Annotated in this window: 11 protein-coding genes; 10 read left to right on the top strand and 1 reads right to left on the bottom strand. The window is 39.9% G+C overall.

The features are described from left to right. Nucleotides 1-7 precede the first annotated feature (7 nt). The 9 genes from KDD30_RS03435 to wecA (KDD30_RS03475) are packed head-to-tail and all read left to right on the top strand — an operon-like array spanning nucleotide 8 to nucleotide 9,967. A complete protein-coding gene (locus KDD30_RS03435; RefSeq protein WP_211647402.1) occupies nucleotides 8-1,273 on the top strand; it encodes a flippase in 1,266 nt (421 codons plus the stop codon). After that, nucleotides 1,254-2,537 (top strand): hypothetical protein, encoded by a 1,284-nt coding sequence (locus KDD30_RS03440; RefSeq protein ID WP_211647403.1) that lies wholly within the window; start codon nucleotides 1,254-1,256, stop codon nucleotides 2,535-2,537. The genes KDD30_RS03435 and KDD30_RS03440 overlap by 20 nt, the downstream gene beginning before the upstream one ends. Then, nucleotides 2,512-3,681, top strand: coding sequence for a glycosyltransferase (locus tag KDD30_RS03445; RefSeq protein ID WP_211647404.1), 1,170 nt, complete (start codon nucleotides 2,512-2,514; stop codon nucleotides 3,679-3,681). Before KDD30_RS03440 ends, KDD30_RS03445 begins: the two co-directional genes overlap by 26 nt. Further along, on the top strand, nucleotides 3,659-4,459 hold the full coding sequence (locus tag KDD30_RS03450) for a glycosyltransferase (protein WP_211647405.1): 801 nt from the start codon (nucleotides 3,659-3,661) through the stop codon (nucleotides 4,457-4,459). The genes KDD30_RS03445 and KDD30_RS03450 overlap by 23 nt, the downstream gene beginning before the upstream one ends. Before the next feature lie 5 nt (nucleotides 4,460-4,464). Continuing rightward, nucleotides 4,465-5,574, top strand: coding sequence for a glycosyltransferase (locus KDD30_RS03455; protein WP_211647406.1), 1,110 nt, complete (start codon nucleotides 4,465-4,467; stop codon nucleotides 5,572-5,574). A gap of 23 nt (nucleotides 5,575-5,597) precedes the next feature. Beyond that, entirely contained in the window at nucleotides 5,598-6,854 is a 1,257-nt protein-coding gene (locus tag KDD30_RS03460) for a hypothetical protein (RefSeq protein WP_211647407.1), read from the top strand. Continuing rightward, entirely contained in the window at nucleotides 6,851-7,903 is a 1,053-nt protein-coding gene (locus tag KDD30_RS03465; protein ID WP_211647408.1) for a DUF1972 domain-containing protein, read from the top strand. Before KDD30_RS03460 ends, KDD30_RS03465 begins: the two co-directional genes overlap by 4 nt. A gap of 9 nt (nucleotides 7,904-7,912) precedes the next feature. Next, on the top strand, nucleotides 7,913-8,821 hold the full coding sequence (gene galU, locus KDD30_RS03470; RefSeq protein ID WP_211647409.1) for a UTP--glucose-1-phosphate uridylyltransferase GalU: 909 nt from the start codon (nucleotides 7,913-7,915) through the stop codon (nucleotides 8,819-8,821). A 54-nt stretch (nucleotides 8,822-8,875) separates the two neighbouring features. After that, nucleotides 8,876-9,967 carry a UDP-N-acetylglucosamine--undecaprenyl-phosphate N-acetylglucosaminephosphotransferase gene (wecA, locus tag KDD30_RS03475; RefSeq protein ID WP_211647410.1) on the top strand — a complete coding sequence of 364 codons (1,092 nt, stop codon included), beginning with the start codon at nucleotides 8,876-8,878 and terminating at the stop codon, nucleotides 9,965-9,967. Between the two features lie 439 nt (nucleotides 9,968-10,406). On the opposite strand, the gene wecA (KDD30_RS03480) is transcribed toward wecA (KDD30_RS03475), so the two are convergent. Next, complete coding sequence (wecA, locus tag KDD30_RS03480) at nucleotides 10,407-11,444, bottom strand: UDP-N-acetylglucosamine--undecaprenyl-phosphate N-acetylglucosaminephosphotransferase (protein WP_211647411.1); 1,038 nt, start codon at nucleotides 11,442-11,444, stop codon at nucleotides 10,407-10,409. Nucleotides 11,445-11,698: 254 nt separating this feature from the next. On the opposite strand from wecA (KDD30_RS03480), the gene KDD30_RS03485 reads away from it, so the two are divergent. Continuing rightward, a complete protein-coding gene (locus tag KDD30_RS03485; RefSeq protein ID WP_211647412.1) occupies nucleotides 11,699-15,526 on the top strand; it encodes a DEAD/DEAH box helicase in 3,828 nt (1,275 codons plus the stop codon). Nucleotides 15,527-15,603 lie beyond the last annotated feature (77 nt).

A 15,603-nucleotide genomic window follows, 5' to 3' on the forward strand; every position in this document is an offset into this window, starting at 1 on the left:
TTATAAATTGTATCAATTAATTCTTTTGTTTGCTGAGAGGTTTTTTCGTCTTGGTGTTGGGCTAACATCCTCAATATTAATTGCAAGAACACTTGGTGCTGAACAATTTGGTCTTATTTCATCAGATCTTGCAATTAGAAGTATAATAATTGTATTACTTAGCTTGGGCTTAGAAAGTTATGTACTTAGAGAGTCTTCTTTAAAAGAATCCTCTAAGCTGTTTAGCTCTCATTTTTTGGTTAGATTAGTATTAAATTCACTTTATTTATTTGTGGCTTTAGTTATATTTAATTTGGGAGATGTGGATTTAGCTACTACTGTCATATTGATATCAGCTTTTTTTAATTTATTTGATGTTAGAGAAATACAGTTTAAAGCTAAGAAAAAGGTGAAAGAGCTTTGTATTATTTCTATAGCAATTTATTCAATAGTTTTGGCTGCAAGAATTTATGGCAGCTATAATAAAATGGGTTTGGATTATTTTGCATATACTTACGCTCTTGAATATATTTTAGGTTTAATTGCATTTTTTGTATACAAAAGAAAAGACCAAAAAATAATAATAAGCTATGAAGTTATTACTTTAGCATCTCAATTATTTAAGCAAGGTGGTTTTTTAGTTGCCTCGGCTCTGTCTGTTATTGCATTTTCTAAAATAGATATTATCATGTTAGAAAATATTGATGGTCCAAGCTCTGCTGGTATTTATAGTGCAGCAACACGGATTTCAGAAATGTGGTTCATGATACCAGCAATTATAATGAGCTATTTGATACCTAGGATAGAAGGACAAGCAAAAAAAATTTTTGAGACTGAAGTATTTGGAATGCAAATAACAGTTGCATTGTCATATTTTTTCTTAATTGTTGTTTATTTTTGTTCAGAACCATTAATAACTTTTTTATACGGCAATGATTATATAGCTGCTTCCAATATATTAAAGATACACGCTGTTGCAAGTATTTTTGTGTCACTTGGCACTTCACAAGCAGTTTTTTTCTATAGAAATAATCTTGTGTGGTACTCTACTGTAAAGAATGTAGTAGCAGTCTGTTGTGCTATAGGGTTGAATTATATCTTTATTCCAAAGTATGGAGCACAAGGTGCTGCAATTGCGACAGTGTTAGCTTTTTCAGTGTCCACATTAATAATGAATGCTTTAAACAAAAGAACTAATGAAATATTTATTCAAAATATTAGAGCATTGCTTTTATTAGATATAATCGAAATTTTAAATTTATTAAGAGAGAAAAATGTCAAGTCTAGTTGTTAAAAATGTAAAAGAAATTCAAGGCGAGGTGAAAATTTCAGGAGCAAAGAATAGCACGCTTCCTTTAATGTGCGCATCTCTCTTATCAAGAAAATCCTTGTTTACTAATACACCAGTATTAAGAGATACAGAGATTTTAGGGAACATTTTGCAGACAATTGGTGTTGAATTCACCCATTCAGATAACGAAATATGCTTAGAAATTCCAGATCTTCCATCAAATATTGAAATTACAACTGAATTAGCAGCTAAGATCAGATACTCAACCATCTTAATGGGAGCTCTAGTTGGTGCTGGTGTTAAAACGTTTAAATTAGGGCTGTCTGGAGGATGCTCTTCATTTGGTGAACGCCCGATCGATATTCATTTGGATTTTTTTAAAAGTATTGGTTGTAAAATTACAGAACATATTGATCATATAGAGTTTGATAATAAAGAAATTGTTGAATCATTTAATTATACTTTACGTTTTCCTAGTGTTGGAGCAACAAATAACATATTGATCTCTGCAGCAACTATGAAGAGCCCTTGTATTGTTCGAAATATTGCCATCGAGCCAGAGATCATTGACTTAGTGGAATACCTAGAAAAAGTGGGAGTGGAAGTTGAGTTCATATCTGAGCGAGATGTAAAAATCACACCTAATACGGAGAACCATAGACCAAGTGTTGAACATCGGGTTATCTCTGATCGTATTGAAGCTATTAGCTATATAGTTCTTGGCGCAATGCATGCTAAACACGAACTAACAGTAAGTAATGTTGAAATTGAATATATTAAGCAACCCTTGGAATACTTGAAGTCTCTTGGTTTAGACTTTGAAGTAAAAAAACATGAACGAATGGTTATCGTTCGAAAAGCAAAAGCACTTGATGTGAAGGACTTGGAAGTTGGTGTTTATCCAATGATAGGTACAGATTATCAACCTGTTATTGCTATGTTACTGGCATATGCCGCTGATAAACCTGTAAAAGTGATAGACCCAATATATCCAAAACGTTTCAAGTATTTAGAAGAAGCGATGAAGATAGGTTTAAGTGCTGAAGTTGGTACAGGTGAGTCAACAATTTATAGTTTATCTCTTAAAGATATAAATAACAATGTTGGCTTATATTCTCATGATCTACGGGCTGGGTTCGCTATGCTATTACTGGCAATATTTTATCCAGGTTTGATCAATGTAGATAATGCTGTTCAAGTACTTAGAGGGTATTCTTTAATAGAACAAAAAATGAAGAATATTGGCATCGAAATTCAACTTACTTGAAATGGATTATACTAAAAGTATGAAATGCGTTTTCTTTATAAATACAATTAACCGCGGTGGTTCAGAACAATATGTATATAGCTTGGCAAAGCAACTTAAGGAAAAAAAATCTGCTGAAATAGTTATTATATCTAGTAATGGTGTTATGGCAGAGTTTTTAAGAGAATGTGGTTACAAGGTTGTTTTAATCCCATTTGTTGGGATTAATGCTGATAGGGTATCCGATTTACCAATAAAGCATAGATTATTTTATAGAAATTGGTTTTGGTTAAAGTTCTTTTATAGAGCTTATTTAGGTCAATATGTAAAAGGTGCAGATTTTTTTATATCACAGCAAGGCTATCCGACAATAGTGGCTTCTGCTTTATTAAGAGCTGTACCTCATATAAATATAGTCCATCATATACTTCCTAATGAGTATACCAGTATTTATAACGAACTTAATATTAATCCGAACAAGTTTGTTGCTGTTAGTGAAGAAGTAAGAGATTTCCTGGCTAGTAAAGGGGTTTATAATTCCGAGGTTATTCAAAATCCCATAGATATACCAAATTTAGCACAAGATGAAATAAGTGAAAGTAAGAAACATAATATTGTACTTCTTAGCCATTTACATGAAGAAAAAAGAAGTACAATAGAAAGCTTTTTAGGTTTTGTTGAGAAAGCTGATATTGAAGAATATAGTTTCACTGTTATCGGAGATATATCTAGTGCATATGCAAGTGAAATATATACGAGATATAATCATATTGTAAGATTTACTGGCTCCTTAGCTCGAGATGAGCTTTTGATTGAGTTAAATCATGCTGATTGTGTAATTGCCGTTGGTCGCTCAGCTTTAGAAGCATTACTATTAAAAAAGAAAGTTATAATGGCTGGGCATATTATTGGTAAAAATGGTGGTAATTTTGGTGGTTTGTTGACATCTGAAAATATTACAGAGGCTGCTTATTATAATTATTCAGGTCGACATGCAAAGGATATTACTTCAAAAGATAAAATTGCTTCTTGCATACAAGAGTCTCAAATAATATCACCGAATGAAATTGAAATAATCGTAAGAGAACTTGAGAGTAGACATTTACCTAATATTGTCATGAACAAATTTTTATCGGTGGTAGATGATGTTAGAAAAGAAATCTAAGGTACTGTTACTTATAGTTGTTTATAATAAATTGATTGAAAACATTCCCGCGCCAAGAACTTTTCTCTTAGATTCTGATGATGTTGCAACTTCATTAGAAAGAGAAGTTATCATTTGGGATAATAGTACTGAAGATGAATATAGGAAAGAAAATAAAAATCATGCTTTAAATGCAGGCTATAGGTATTTAACAAATAATCGCAATTGCTCATTAAGTTATGTTTATAACTTTGTTATAGCTACACATGATTTTGATTATATTGTTATTTCTGATGATGACTCAAACTACTGCAAAAATTACTTATCTAGTTTAGAGAAGGTTATTAATGAAAAGCAATTGGTAGCTATTCCTCAAGTTTTTTCAAACGGAAAACTGTACAGCCCTGCGAAACTTGGGGTAGTAGTTGGAAAACATCTAAAGCATATTTCTCCAGGAATTAATTATGGTTTAATTGGTATAACTAGTGGAGTTATTATCAATAAGATTGTTTTCGAAGATTGCAGAATAAAGTTTGATGAGCAGTTAGATTTTTATGGGATTGATACAGATTTTTTCCTTAATCTGAAAAAGGAAAAAATTCCAGTATATGTTCTTAATGAAACGATTGAGCATGATCTTTCAATGGAAAGTGAAAATCTAACATTTGAAGAAAAAATAAATGGTTTTAGGTATAAAAATAATAAGTCAGCCATGATTTATATCAATAAAAAAAGAACATTATTTCATTATTTAATGTGTCGACTATATTATTTTTTATATGAAACTATTAAAGGATGAATTAAGTGGAGAAATATTACCTCTGTCATTTATATGATGATTTTAGTGGCAGCCCGAAAGTTTTATCGCAGTTAGTAAATGTACTAAACAATCAAGAGTTAGATAATGTTTCCATTTTGGGGTCTTCTAGCTCAGGATTTATTTCGAAGGTTTCTTCAAGCACTGAGCGTTTTTTTTATAAACGATCTAATAATAAAGCACTCACACTTTTTTATTATTTGCTAAGTCAGTTTATTTTGTTTTTTAAACTTTCATTTATGTTGTTTAAAGATAGGAAAATAAAAAATAAAGTGGTTGTTGTTAATACATTACTTCCATTTTCGGCATCCTTAGCTGGTAAGATATTTGCTAACAAAACTATATTATATTCACATGAGATTTCAATTAAGCCTCTAGTACTGAATTCTTTTCTTTTAAAATTCCATTCTATCTTTGTAGATAAAGTAATTTATGTATCAAATTTTTTAGCAAATGAGTTAAAAAATAAATTACTATGTGATTATAGTGTCGTACATAATTCTTTAGACTCTATATATATAGAGTCTAAAATGACTGACCAAGAGTTAGAAAAAAAATGGAGTGGAAAAACAATTTTAATGCTGTCTTCGCTAAAAGACTATAAAGGAATTCCTGAGTTTATTCAGTTGGCTAGCAATATGAAAAATGAAGGTCTTACGTTTACTCTGATTGCCAACTGTGAACCTTATGAAGGTGAGACCTATTTTTCAAGATTTAGCTTACCACATAACTTAAATATACTTTACAGACCATCAGATTTGTTAAAATGGTACCAAAAGTCATTTCTGGTATTAAATATGTCTAGACAGAATGGTTGGATTGAAACTTTCGGTTTAACTCTTATTGAGGGGATGTCTCAGTTCAATCCTGTTATAGCACCAATAGTTGGAGGACCAGTAGAAGTTGTATCTAATTCTGATTCTGGTTTTTTGATTGATTCTAGAAATTTAAATACAATACAAAAAACAATTCTTGATGTCGCTGATAATTATAATTATTGGTTAGTCCTGGCGCGGAATGCAAAATTAAGAGCACATGATTTCAGTTTCGCTAAATATGAACAAAAAATAGTGGACGAGATTAAAGAAATTAATTGATTTCGTTTAATGAAATTGAAGTAATGCAAAAGTTTGTCCTGAATTCTTATCGCGGGAAGTTTTTAAATATGGAATTTTTAAAAATATTTGATATTTTATATTTTTGTGTGATTTCAGGTTTGTTTATATTGTTTATGTCTTTAAGAGTCAATTTCACAATAATTCTGTGTGCATTTACAATATTTCTTGCCTATTATGATTTCTTTTTCTTAAAATTAAAAGAAAATCTAGCATACTTCGAGCCTTTCATCACTAGCGCGTTGTATGATTTCTTTGTATTATTATTATTTTCTATTGCTGTTTTTCAGGTTATTAAAGATAGAAATATCAACAAATCTTGTCTTTGGGTTTTGTTATTTGTTATTTTGTTATCTTTAAATGGGGTGCTTCATTACGATCTATCAAGTGTTGTAGTTGGATATAGGTCTTATATATCAATTTTATTGCTTTCATTTTCGCTTGTAGTATGCGGAAGGAAAGTAAGCCTTCATCGATACATGACATTTTTAATAACGTTTATATTTATACCAAACATCACATTTGCTTTATATCAATATTTAAACTATTCCAGTGTAGAGGACTTTTGGTTTTACTCTGCCTATAATGATTTAAATTTAGAGCTTTTTTATTGGGATTTTTTCAGAGATGATGTAATTCGACCGTTTGGTTTTTTTACGAGCACTTTAGGCATTGGTTTTCTAAGTCTTTCTGTATTTATGTATAGTCTTACATATAACTATAAGTTTCGCACTATAATATTAATTTTAAGTTTGGTAGCTATTTACATAACAGGTGTTAGAACTTTTTTCCTCGCTGGAGTGTTATTTATTTCTTTGAAATTTATCTTATCAAAAGATTTTCCTTTGAAGAGAACGATGCTTTATTTGTCAGTTCCTTTGAGTTTCTTGATTACTATTGCTGCTATTAGTTATTTTTCTAATGATCTTTCTGCATTGGGACGAATTTATCAGTGGGGCGAAGTTGCAAACTTTGTATTCAGTAATCCTATCGGTACTGGAATTGGTATTGTTGGTCCTGGGTTAACTTTCTGGCCGGATTCACAGCTGATTGCATTTTTATATATGGGAGGAGCACTTAGCTTGGTTTTATACTTGTATTTTTACAACCTCCTTTTTCAGTATAGTAATAGCTATCATTTTGCGGTTTCTTCTTCTTGCGTTCTGTTTTATTTAATGTTGTTCCAAAATATTGGCTTTGGATTTTTTTGGTTGTTTATGATCGCAATTTATTTTAATTCGGATAATAAAGTAGATTTATGAAAAATGTTTTTGTTGTTGGTACTGTTGGTTTACCGGGATGTTACGGTGGTTTCGAATCTTTAGTCGAAAACTTAGTTAGCTACAGTAGTGACTCATATAAATATACCGTATTTTGTTCTTCAAAAGCATATGATATGAAAATTGAACAACATAACGGTGCAAGATTAATTTATATTCCGTTTAAAGCAAACGGTATTCAAAGTGTTATTTATGATATAGTTTCGTTGTTATTATGTTTGCGTTATAGACCTGATGTTATCTTGATTCTTGGCGTATCGGGTTGCATTTTTTTGCCTATATTTAAAGTTTTTTCAAAAGCAAAAATTGTAACAAATATCGATGGCTTAGAATGGAAAAGAGATAAGTGGGGTTGGTTTGCCAAAAAGTTCTTGAAGTTTTCTGAGTATCTAGCCGTTAAGTTTTCTAATGTTGTGATTACTGATAATAAAGCTATTGGAGATTATGTAGACCTTGAATATGGAAATGATAATATTGTTATTCCATATGGAGGAGATCATGCTATTAGCTCTACTTGCAAGTATCCTGAAGGTGATTATTGTTTGGCTTTATGTAGGATTGAACCGGAGAATAATGTTGAGATGATATTAAAAGCATTCCAAGGTAGTACAAGAAGTATTAAATTTGTTGGGAATTGGAATGCTAGTGAATATGGTAGAAGACTTAAAGTAAATTACTCACAAGAAAATAACATTGAATTGATTGACCCTATTTATGATCTTGATGAGCTTTTCAAGTTAAGAAGCTCATGCCAGCTCTATATTCATGGCCATTCTGCAGGAGGCACAAATCCATCTCTAGTTGAGATGATGCATTTCAATAAGCCGATTGCTGCATTTGATTGTGTTTTTAATCGTTACTCTACTGAAAATGAAGCTCAATATTTTGATTCAAGCTATTCGTTAAAATTAATGATTGAAAATAAGGATGAAAAAGCATTATTAGGGAATGCTAATTCAATGAAAAAAATTGCAGAAAAAAGGTATGTTTGGAGTGAGATTACCAAACAGTATGAGTCTACCTATAACTGATGTTAAATTATGAAAATAAGTAAAGCTGTAATCCCGGTAGCAGGACTGGGTACACGAATGTTACCTGCAACAAAAGCAATTCCCAAAGAGATGTTGCCGTTAGTCGATAGACCGCTGATTCAATTTATTGTTAATGAATGTGTGGTTGCAGGAATCAAAGAAATTGTGCTGGTAACTCACTCGTCAAAAAATGCGATTGAAAACCACTTCGATACATCATTCGAATTAGAGGCAACACTGGAAAAACGTGTAAAGCGTCAGCTTCTAGAAGAGGTTCAATCTATTTGCCCGAAAGATGTCACTATCATGCATGTGCGTCAAGGTAATGCCCTTGGGCTCGGGCATGCTGTGTTATGCGCTAAACCTTTAGTAGGAGATGAACCTTTCGCTGTCGTATTACCAGATGTCATTTTGGATGAATATACAGCCGATCAAAGCCAAGAAAATTTAGCTGCAATGTTGAAGCGTTTTGAGGAAACATCAGCGAGCCAGATTATGGTTGAGCCTGTTCCGATGCAAGATGTTTCTAAATATGGTGTTGTAGATTGTTATGGTGCAACACTTTCAGCAGGGCAATCTCATGAGATGCGTGCAATGGTTGAAAAACCGAGTATAGATGAAGCACCATCAAATTTGGCTGTCGTGGGTCGTTACGTACTTTCAGCGAATATTTGGAACAAATTGGCGAAGACACCACCAGGAGCTGGTGATGAAATACAGTTGACCGATGCCATCGATATGCTGATGACTGAAGAAATGGTAGAAGCTTTTCATATGATGGGTAAATCTCATGACTGTGGTGATAAGCTGGGATATATGAAGGCATTTATCGAGTATGGATTGCGTCACGATGCACTTGGAGAAGAGTTCAAAGCATATTTAGCTGATTTAATGCCACCCATGCGAGCTGTATCCTGAGTGAATACCTAAAACCCTGCGATGATCGGGGTGATTTAACCAAAGAGTCCAAACATGACCTCTGCATTCCTATTTGCCTTTCTAATGTCCTTTTGCAGCCTGTTTATCTGCAGGAAAATTGCGAGAAGGATTGGGCTGGTTGATGCACCCAATGCACGGAAGCACCACAAAGGGGTGGTTCCGTTGGTTGGCGGTGTCTCCATATTTATCACGCTGGCGATTGCCTTTACATTGTTTGAACTGTTTCCTCACAATGCAATGCTGTATTTAAGTTGCGCGACTGTGCTGGTCGTTGTTGGTGTTGTGGATGATCGCTATGACATCAGTTTTAAGTTCAGGCTGTTGGTGCAAGCCTGTGTTTCTCTGGTGATGATTTTTGCCGGGGAGAAAAGCCTGCACGATCTGGGCTACATGCTGGGGAATTTCCCGCTGGAGTTGCCCGTTGCGGTCAGTACGGTGCTGACCATTCTGGCTGTGATTGGCGCGATCAATGCTTTTAACATGGTCGACGGCATTGATGGCCTGCTGGGCGGCTTGGCCTCGGTTAGTTTTGCTGCACTCGGTTATGTATTTTGGATGGCTGGTAATACAGAACTCTTTGTCATCTGTGCCATGATTGTGACGGCGATGGTGCCTTATATTCTGCTAAATCTGGGCTTTCCGCTCGGGCGGCGTTTTAAGGTGTTTATGGGCGATGCGGGCAGCATCTTTATTGGCTTCACTGTCATTTGGTTATTGTTGGATGCCACACAAGCAGGCGAGCAAAGTGCGATGCGTCCGGTGACAGCACTCTGGCTGATTGCATTACCGCTGATGGACATGGCAACCATTATGGTGCGTCGCATCCGCAAAGGCCAGTCGCCATTTAAACCCGATCGCGAGCACCTGCACCATATCTGTCAGCGTATTGGCTTGTCGCCTTTCATGACGCTGGTTGTGATCTGTGGCCTGGCTGCAATCATGGCGGCAGTGGGGATCTGGTCTGATCTGGCTCAGATCAATGAAACGGTCATGTTGTTGAGTTTCTTGCTGACCTTCGGGGTGTACTTTGCAGTGATTTGTCACATCTGGCGGATTACAACCTGGATTCACCGTTTGACTGGCAAAGTGACAGCGAAACCAGCCGAGCAGGCAACATCCGAATAAAATATTGCGCTCATCTCGATAGACGCATTCAGAACCCAGGCCTCGGCTTGGGTTTTTTTATGCGATTTTTCGAGGCTATTTGAAATGACCGAGACGGTCTTCTCTTCGCAGTTGTTTGGCTTCCCGGTCAAATGCATCGAGTTGGCAAAACCAGGCATCCAGTTGCCAAAGCAGCAACAGTCCCACATCTGCCGGAGATGTGAAAAAGAATGGGATTCTCTGTGATCTGGTGTTTGGAAGTTTAAATCGTGACATTGCTGGGTCCGCAGGCTGTGCCTTGAATGTTTGTATAGTAAAGGTAACTATGGCGTCTGAAATAAAGTACAGAATAAGCGGATGAAAATATCAATTGAAGAACTGCGAGAAGCTGCCAGCTTTGAATGCAATGAAATGAATATGAAGTGCTCAGGCTGCTACCGCACGAGCAGCCTGAGAGGGATTAAGCGTTGGTTGTGACTTTGACTTTTTCAGCTTTCGAGAGCAGGAAAAAATAAGCTATAAAACAGGCGATAAATAACCAGAACATCACGTATTCAGGCACATTCGCAATTTCACCGTAAATACCGACACAGCAGAGCAGGGTTGCAATGGTACAAATGGCAATCAGAGTTTGCGTCGAGTTCAGTCCCATGCGCTGGAAGATATGATGCAAATGCTCCCGATCCGGTTTAAACGGAGAATCGCCCCGCTTGACCCGGCGAATCATGATGGCAGCCATATCCATCAAAGGCACGGCAATCAGCCAGAGTGCCGTCACCGGACGTAAAGGCGGTCGGCTGCCATTCTGGCTGGCCAGTAATAAGAACCAAATCACGGTAAAGCCAATCAGCATACTGCCGGCATCGCCCATGAAGACTTTGCGTTGACGGCCGAAGGCACCGAGGTTGAGTAAAATATAGGGGATCATGGTAATAATGATGATGGTGCACAGGTAAGCCAGGGAGCCTTGTCCATCATGAAACAGCATGAAGCCCAACCCACCAAAGGTCACCATCGACAACCCGCCTAATAGCCCATCGATACCATCCACCATATTGAAGGCATTGATCGCACCGATCACAGCCAGTACGGTCACGCCATAGCCAAACATGCCCAGATCAATCTTACCGAAACCAATCATATTGCCCAGTGTGTGTAACTCCAGGCCTGCGAAGTACATCATACAAACCGAGAGAACAGCCTGTATCAGCAGCCGGATTTTAAAACTGACATCGAATTTATCGTCGAGCGCGCCGACGAGGGTCAGAATGGCGATGCAGAAAATATAGAGTCCGGCATCATCGAGAATATCGGGAGAATAGTAGAGAAACTGGGCGATGGTGATGCAAATGGCAATCCCCCCCACCAGCGGCACAGCCCCTTCGTGGAGCTTTCTGGCATTAGGCTTGTCGACTAAACCGACACGTTTGGCGACCTTTCGGAGTAAAAAAAGTGCAGCAAAAGACGAAAAAAAGACAAAGAAAAAGTCAGCAACCATGAGTCGTTCCGAAAGTGGTCAAAACGCCCAAAGACTATCAAGAATTCATCAGCCGAGGAAGCGTTTACAGGACCGCTTGAGTGAAATACTTTATTTCAGTTCAATTTCTTGCGAAGACCAGCCACAGACCGCAGGGGATAAAACGAGGCGGTCGTCCCTTGTGATTTGATGGTATAGTTGGTCATTATTTTCGCTGGTCAAAATTTAATTGTTCGTTTCTCCATCCTTTCAAACGGACGAATCAGGAATCAAGCATGCAATATTTAAAGTCTGACGCATCTTTGAGTCAGGAGTTGTCTGTCCAGATCTTCATCTCGCCCCGAATCACCACAAAGCGCTTATGTATACAGTTAACTAATCGTGATGCAGCAGCAGACGTGGAAAACGAACTGGCTGTGCTGCATAGAAACAAACTGATTGCGAAAGAAGGTCAGCGATGGCAATTGACCCTGAAGGGATTGCAGTTTGCACTCCAAAACCTGCTGAGTGCTGGTGACAACCGAATCATCCTGGATTTGATGATCGGAGAAGATGACCCCAGCCCTGAACTTGAAATTTATCTGCTGCTTGCAGATTTAAGCTGGATGCCAACATTCAATGGATACGCTCAGGAGCTCTCCCAGCATGCGGAAGCTTTATTGATGCAGTTGCTTCTGTTGCCGGACATTTGGGCATTATTGACAACCGTTGAGCATGGGCGTGTTCGCGAAAGCCTGCAGGGATGGGCCTGGTTATTACATCAACTGTACTCAACCGACGATGATGGCTGGGTGTCGCAGGCGTTGCGCTCGCTGGATGCGCCTGACGAAAGCGCCCATTACTGGTCTCCGCAAGCCGATCTCTGGCTCAGAGAGTCTTCGGGACGCAAAGAGCATCCCTTATGCCAACCTTACAACAGTGATTATCTGCATCGCCGTACTGTGCTTCAAAAGGACCTGACGCCCTACTCGTTTACGGCGTTGCTCGATATTGCCGTCATGACGCTGTTAGATAAAGAAGAAGCCAGTCAAATTTATTTTCGGCGACGCGAGCAACTGCGTTTCCGGGTGAATCAGCATGATGATGTCTGGGAGCAGTTTGCGCATCTGATTACGACAACACTTGAAGAACAACAAGACTATTTTGTCTCGGTCGATGACTGGCTGGATAGTGTTTATGCTTTTGATGCCGGGGTGTGCTGGGGCAAGTTGTTGCTGGATGTTTTAATCCTCAGCCAATGGCAGCAGACAAATACAGCACTTTATCAGCAGTGGGTCACTCAGGTTCTGGACCATCCCATGATGGCGTTGATTCTGGCGCAGAAAGCAACTGGTACGCTGGCATGGAAAGCGCAGCAGGCATTTCGTTACCTGACCGGAACCATGTCGGAGGATGAACCGCCGTTCTATCAGCCTGCTGCTCTGCAGGATATCTGGCTGAATAAACTGACAGAACTCATGATTCATGAAACACAGGCAGCGCCAGCACAGCGGCTGGCGTGGGAATTGTGTACGGATACCGGAATCATTCAGGCAAGAGTCCAGGCTTTGGGAAAAAGAGGCTGGACGAAAGGTCGCCTGGTCCAGACACATTCACTGCAATATTCAGTGGCGGCTGAGTTAATGACAGATCACGACTGGCATGTCATGCATCAGCTTGAACGCAGCGGACGTGGCTTTGGTGCGCATCAGGGCACCCGAGCTTTGCCGGTTTTAAAAGCCTTGTCTGCTTGCGATAACCTGATGAACCGTGCCGGAGAGCCGATCAGCTTACATGGCATCAAACCGCTGCTCATTCTGCATGCTTCGCCTGATTTGAAAATTGAGATGTATCCTCAGATTGATCCCAGACGACTGGCTCAGTTGCTTGATGACACGTGGTGTTTTCTGGATACAACCGAGATCTCCCCCGCATTGCTGTCTTTAATCGAATCTCGTCCGGAACATTTAGAACTCGGCCATCATCCATCTTTGCTTCATGCCCTGACGCAGCAACAGGGCCTGCAGTGGTACAGCACGGTGTCTGGCGATGGGAGTATCGATCCGGGCCGTTGGGATCCTGCACCTCATTTATGGCTGGATTGGCAGCAAGGGAAATTATCCGTGGCCATCGAGCATCAGAATGTTGTCTCTGAGCATGGCGCGTCGAACCGGGTGAGCCGGCCATCCGGCCAGGGAGAAAGCTGGATTTCAGGGCCGGATGCCACTTGGTATCCACGCGACCTGGAACAGGAAAAAGAGGCATCACGGTTGCTCCGGAAACGATTGGGTCTGAAGGCGAACAAGCAGTGCCTGTGGGATTTATTCGGTGATGATGCGATGTCATTGGTGAAGCAGCTGTCCACGCTGGAAGGCATCCCCGTGCACTGGCGTCAGAGAAACCGTCAGGTTCAGGTGCTGACCAGTCGCGATCTGGCGTTGAATATCGAAAAACAGCAGAACTGGTTTACTGTGAATGGGAAGGTCAAATCCGATCAGCCACTGGAATTAGATTTGCGGATGTTGCTTGCGAACAGCCGGCAAGGGTACATACAGCAGGACAGCGCTGGCCTGATCGTGTTGCTGGAAGATGATCTTCAGCAACAGCTCCGGATGCTCGACAGCCTGCTCAATGAAGAGATGCAGGTTGATGTGCAGATGGCTTACCCGCTGCAACAATTACTGGAAACTCTGACCCATGACGGCGACAGCGGCTGGCAGGCACTTCAGGCCAAGTGGTCTGAAAAGCCTGTGATTGCAGCGCATATTCTGGCCCCCCTTCGGGATTACCAGAAGGTCAGCGTTCAGTGGGCCGCGCATTTGTCTCATCATGGTTTTGGTGCCTGTCTTGCGGATGATATGGGGCTGGGGAAAACCCTGCAGGCACTCAGTTTAATCCGCCATCATGCTCATTTGGGCGCGGCACTGGTTGTGGCCCCGAAGTCTGTGATTCATAACTGGGAATCCGAATGTCAGCGCTTTGCGCCTGAATTACGCGTGGTTGATCTGGAGCAGGTGCAAGATCGGAGCGAAGCGATTACCTCTGCGACCGAATCAACCATTGTGCTGGTCAGTTACGGGTTAATGACCCGTTGTCAGGAAGCGCTTCAGAGTGTGTCCTGGCAAACCATCGTGATGGATGAAGCACAGCAGATTAAAAATCCGCAGACAAAACGCGCGAAACTGGTGTTTGGTCTGAAAGCTGAGCGTCGGTTTACCCTGACGGGAACCCCCGTCGAAAATCATTTAACCGAGTTATGGAGTCAATTTGCATTTTTGAATCCGGGGTTACTGGGCTCTTTAAAGCATTTCAAACAGAAATACGGACAGGCGGATCGAAGCCAGGAGGACATGATGCGCCTGAAGGCATTGATCAGTCCTTTCATCATGCGTCGGACCAAGTCAGAGGTGTTGCAGGAGTTGCCGGGTAAAACGGAGATCACCCACACCGTTTACCTGTCTGCAAAAGAAAGTGCGGCGTATGAAGCCGTGAGAAAAGATGCGCTTAAAACGGCGCAGCGTCAACAAGGTGTGGTTGAAGTTCTGGCGGCGCTGACACGCTTGAGACAGGTGTGCTGCGACGCCAATTTGGTGTTTGACTCATTTTCTGAACAGAGCAGTAAATTGAAAGAGGCCCTGACACTGGTAACAGAGGCGCTTGAGGGCGGGCATCAGATTCTGGTATTCAGCCAGTTTGTGCAACTCTTGAAGCGCTTTTCGGGGATGATGGCACAATCGTCCCTGTCTTTCAGCTATCTGGATGGTCAGTCAACCTCGAAGCAACGAAAACAAGCCATTGAGGACTTTAAAAGCGGCAAACATCAGGTTTTTCTGATCAGTCTGAAAGCGGGCGGAACCGGTTTGAATCTGACAGAAGCAGATACAGTCATTCATCTTGATCCATGGTGGAATCCGGCGGTTGAAGATCAGGCCAGTGATCGCGCCCATCGGATGGGGCAGCGCAGGCCTGTGACCGTCTATCGGTTAGTCACAGAAAATACGGTTGAAGAAAAAATTATTCAGCTTCACCGGGACAAGCGTGATCTGGCTGAAAAAGTACTTTCCGGACAAGATAATACGCAGGCACTGAACCCTCAGATGTTGCTGAGCATGATAGAAGATTAATGACGAAATGTGCGACAAATGATTGCGTTGTGCGTCACTATGTCTATACTCAATTCATCGTTAAATAGGAGATTGAA

The organism is Photobacterium sp. GJ3 (assembly GCF_018199995.1).
Classification (GTDB): domain Bacteria; phylum Pseudomonadota; class Gammaproteobacteria; order Enterobacterales; family Vibrionaceae; genus Photobacterium.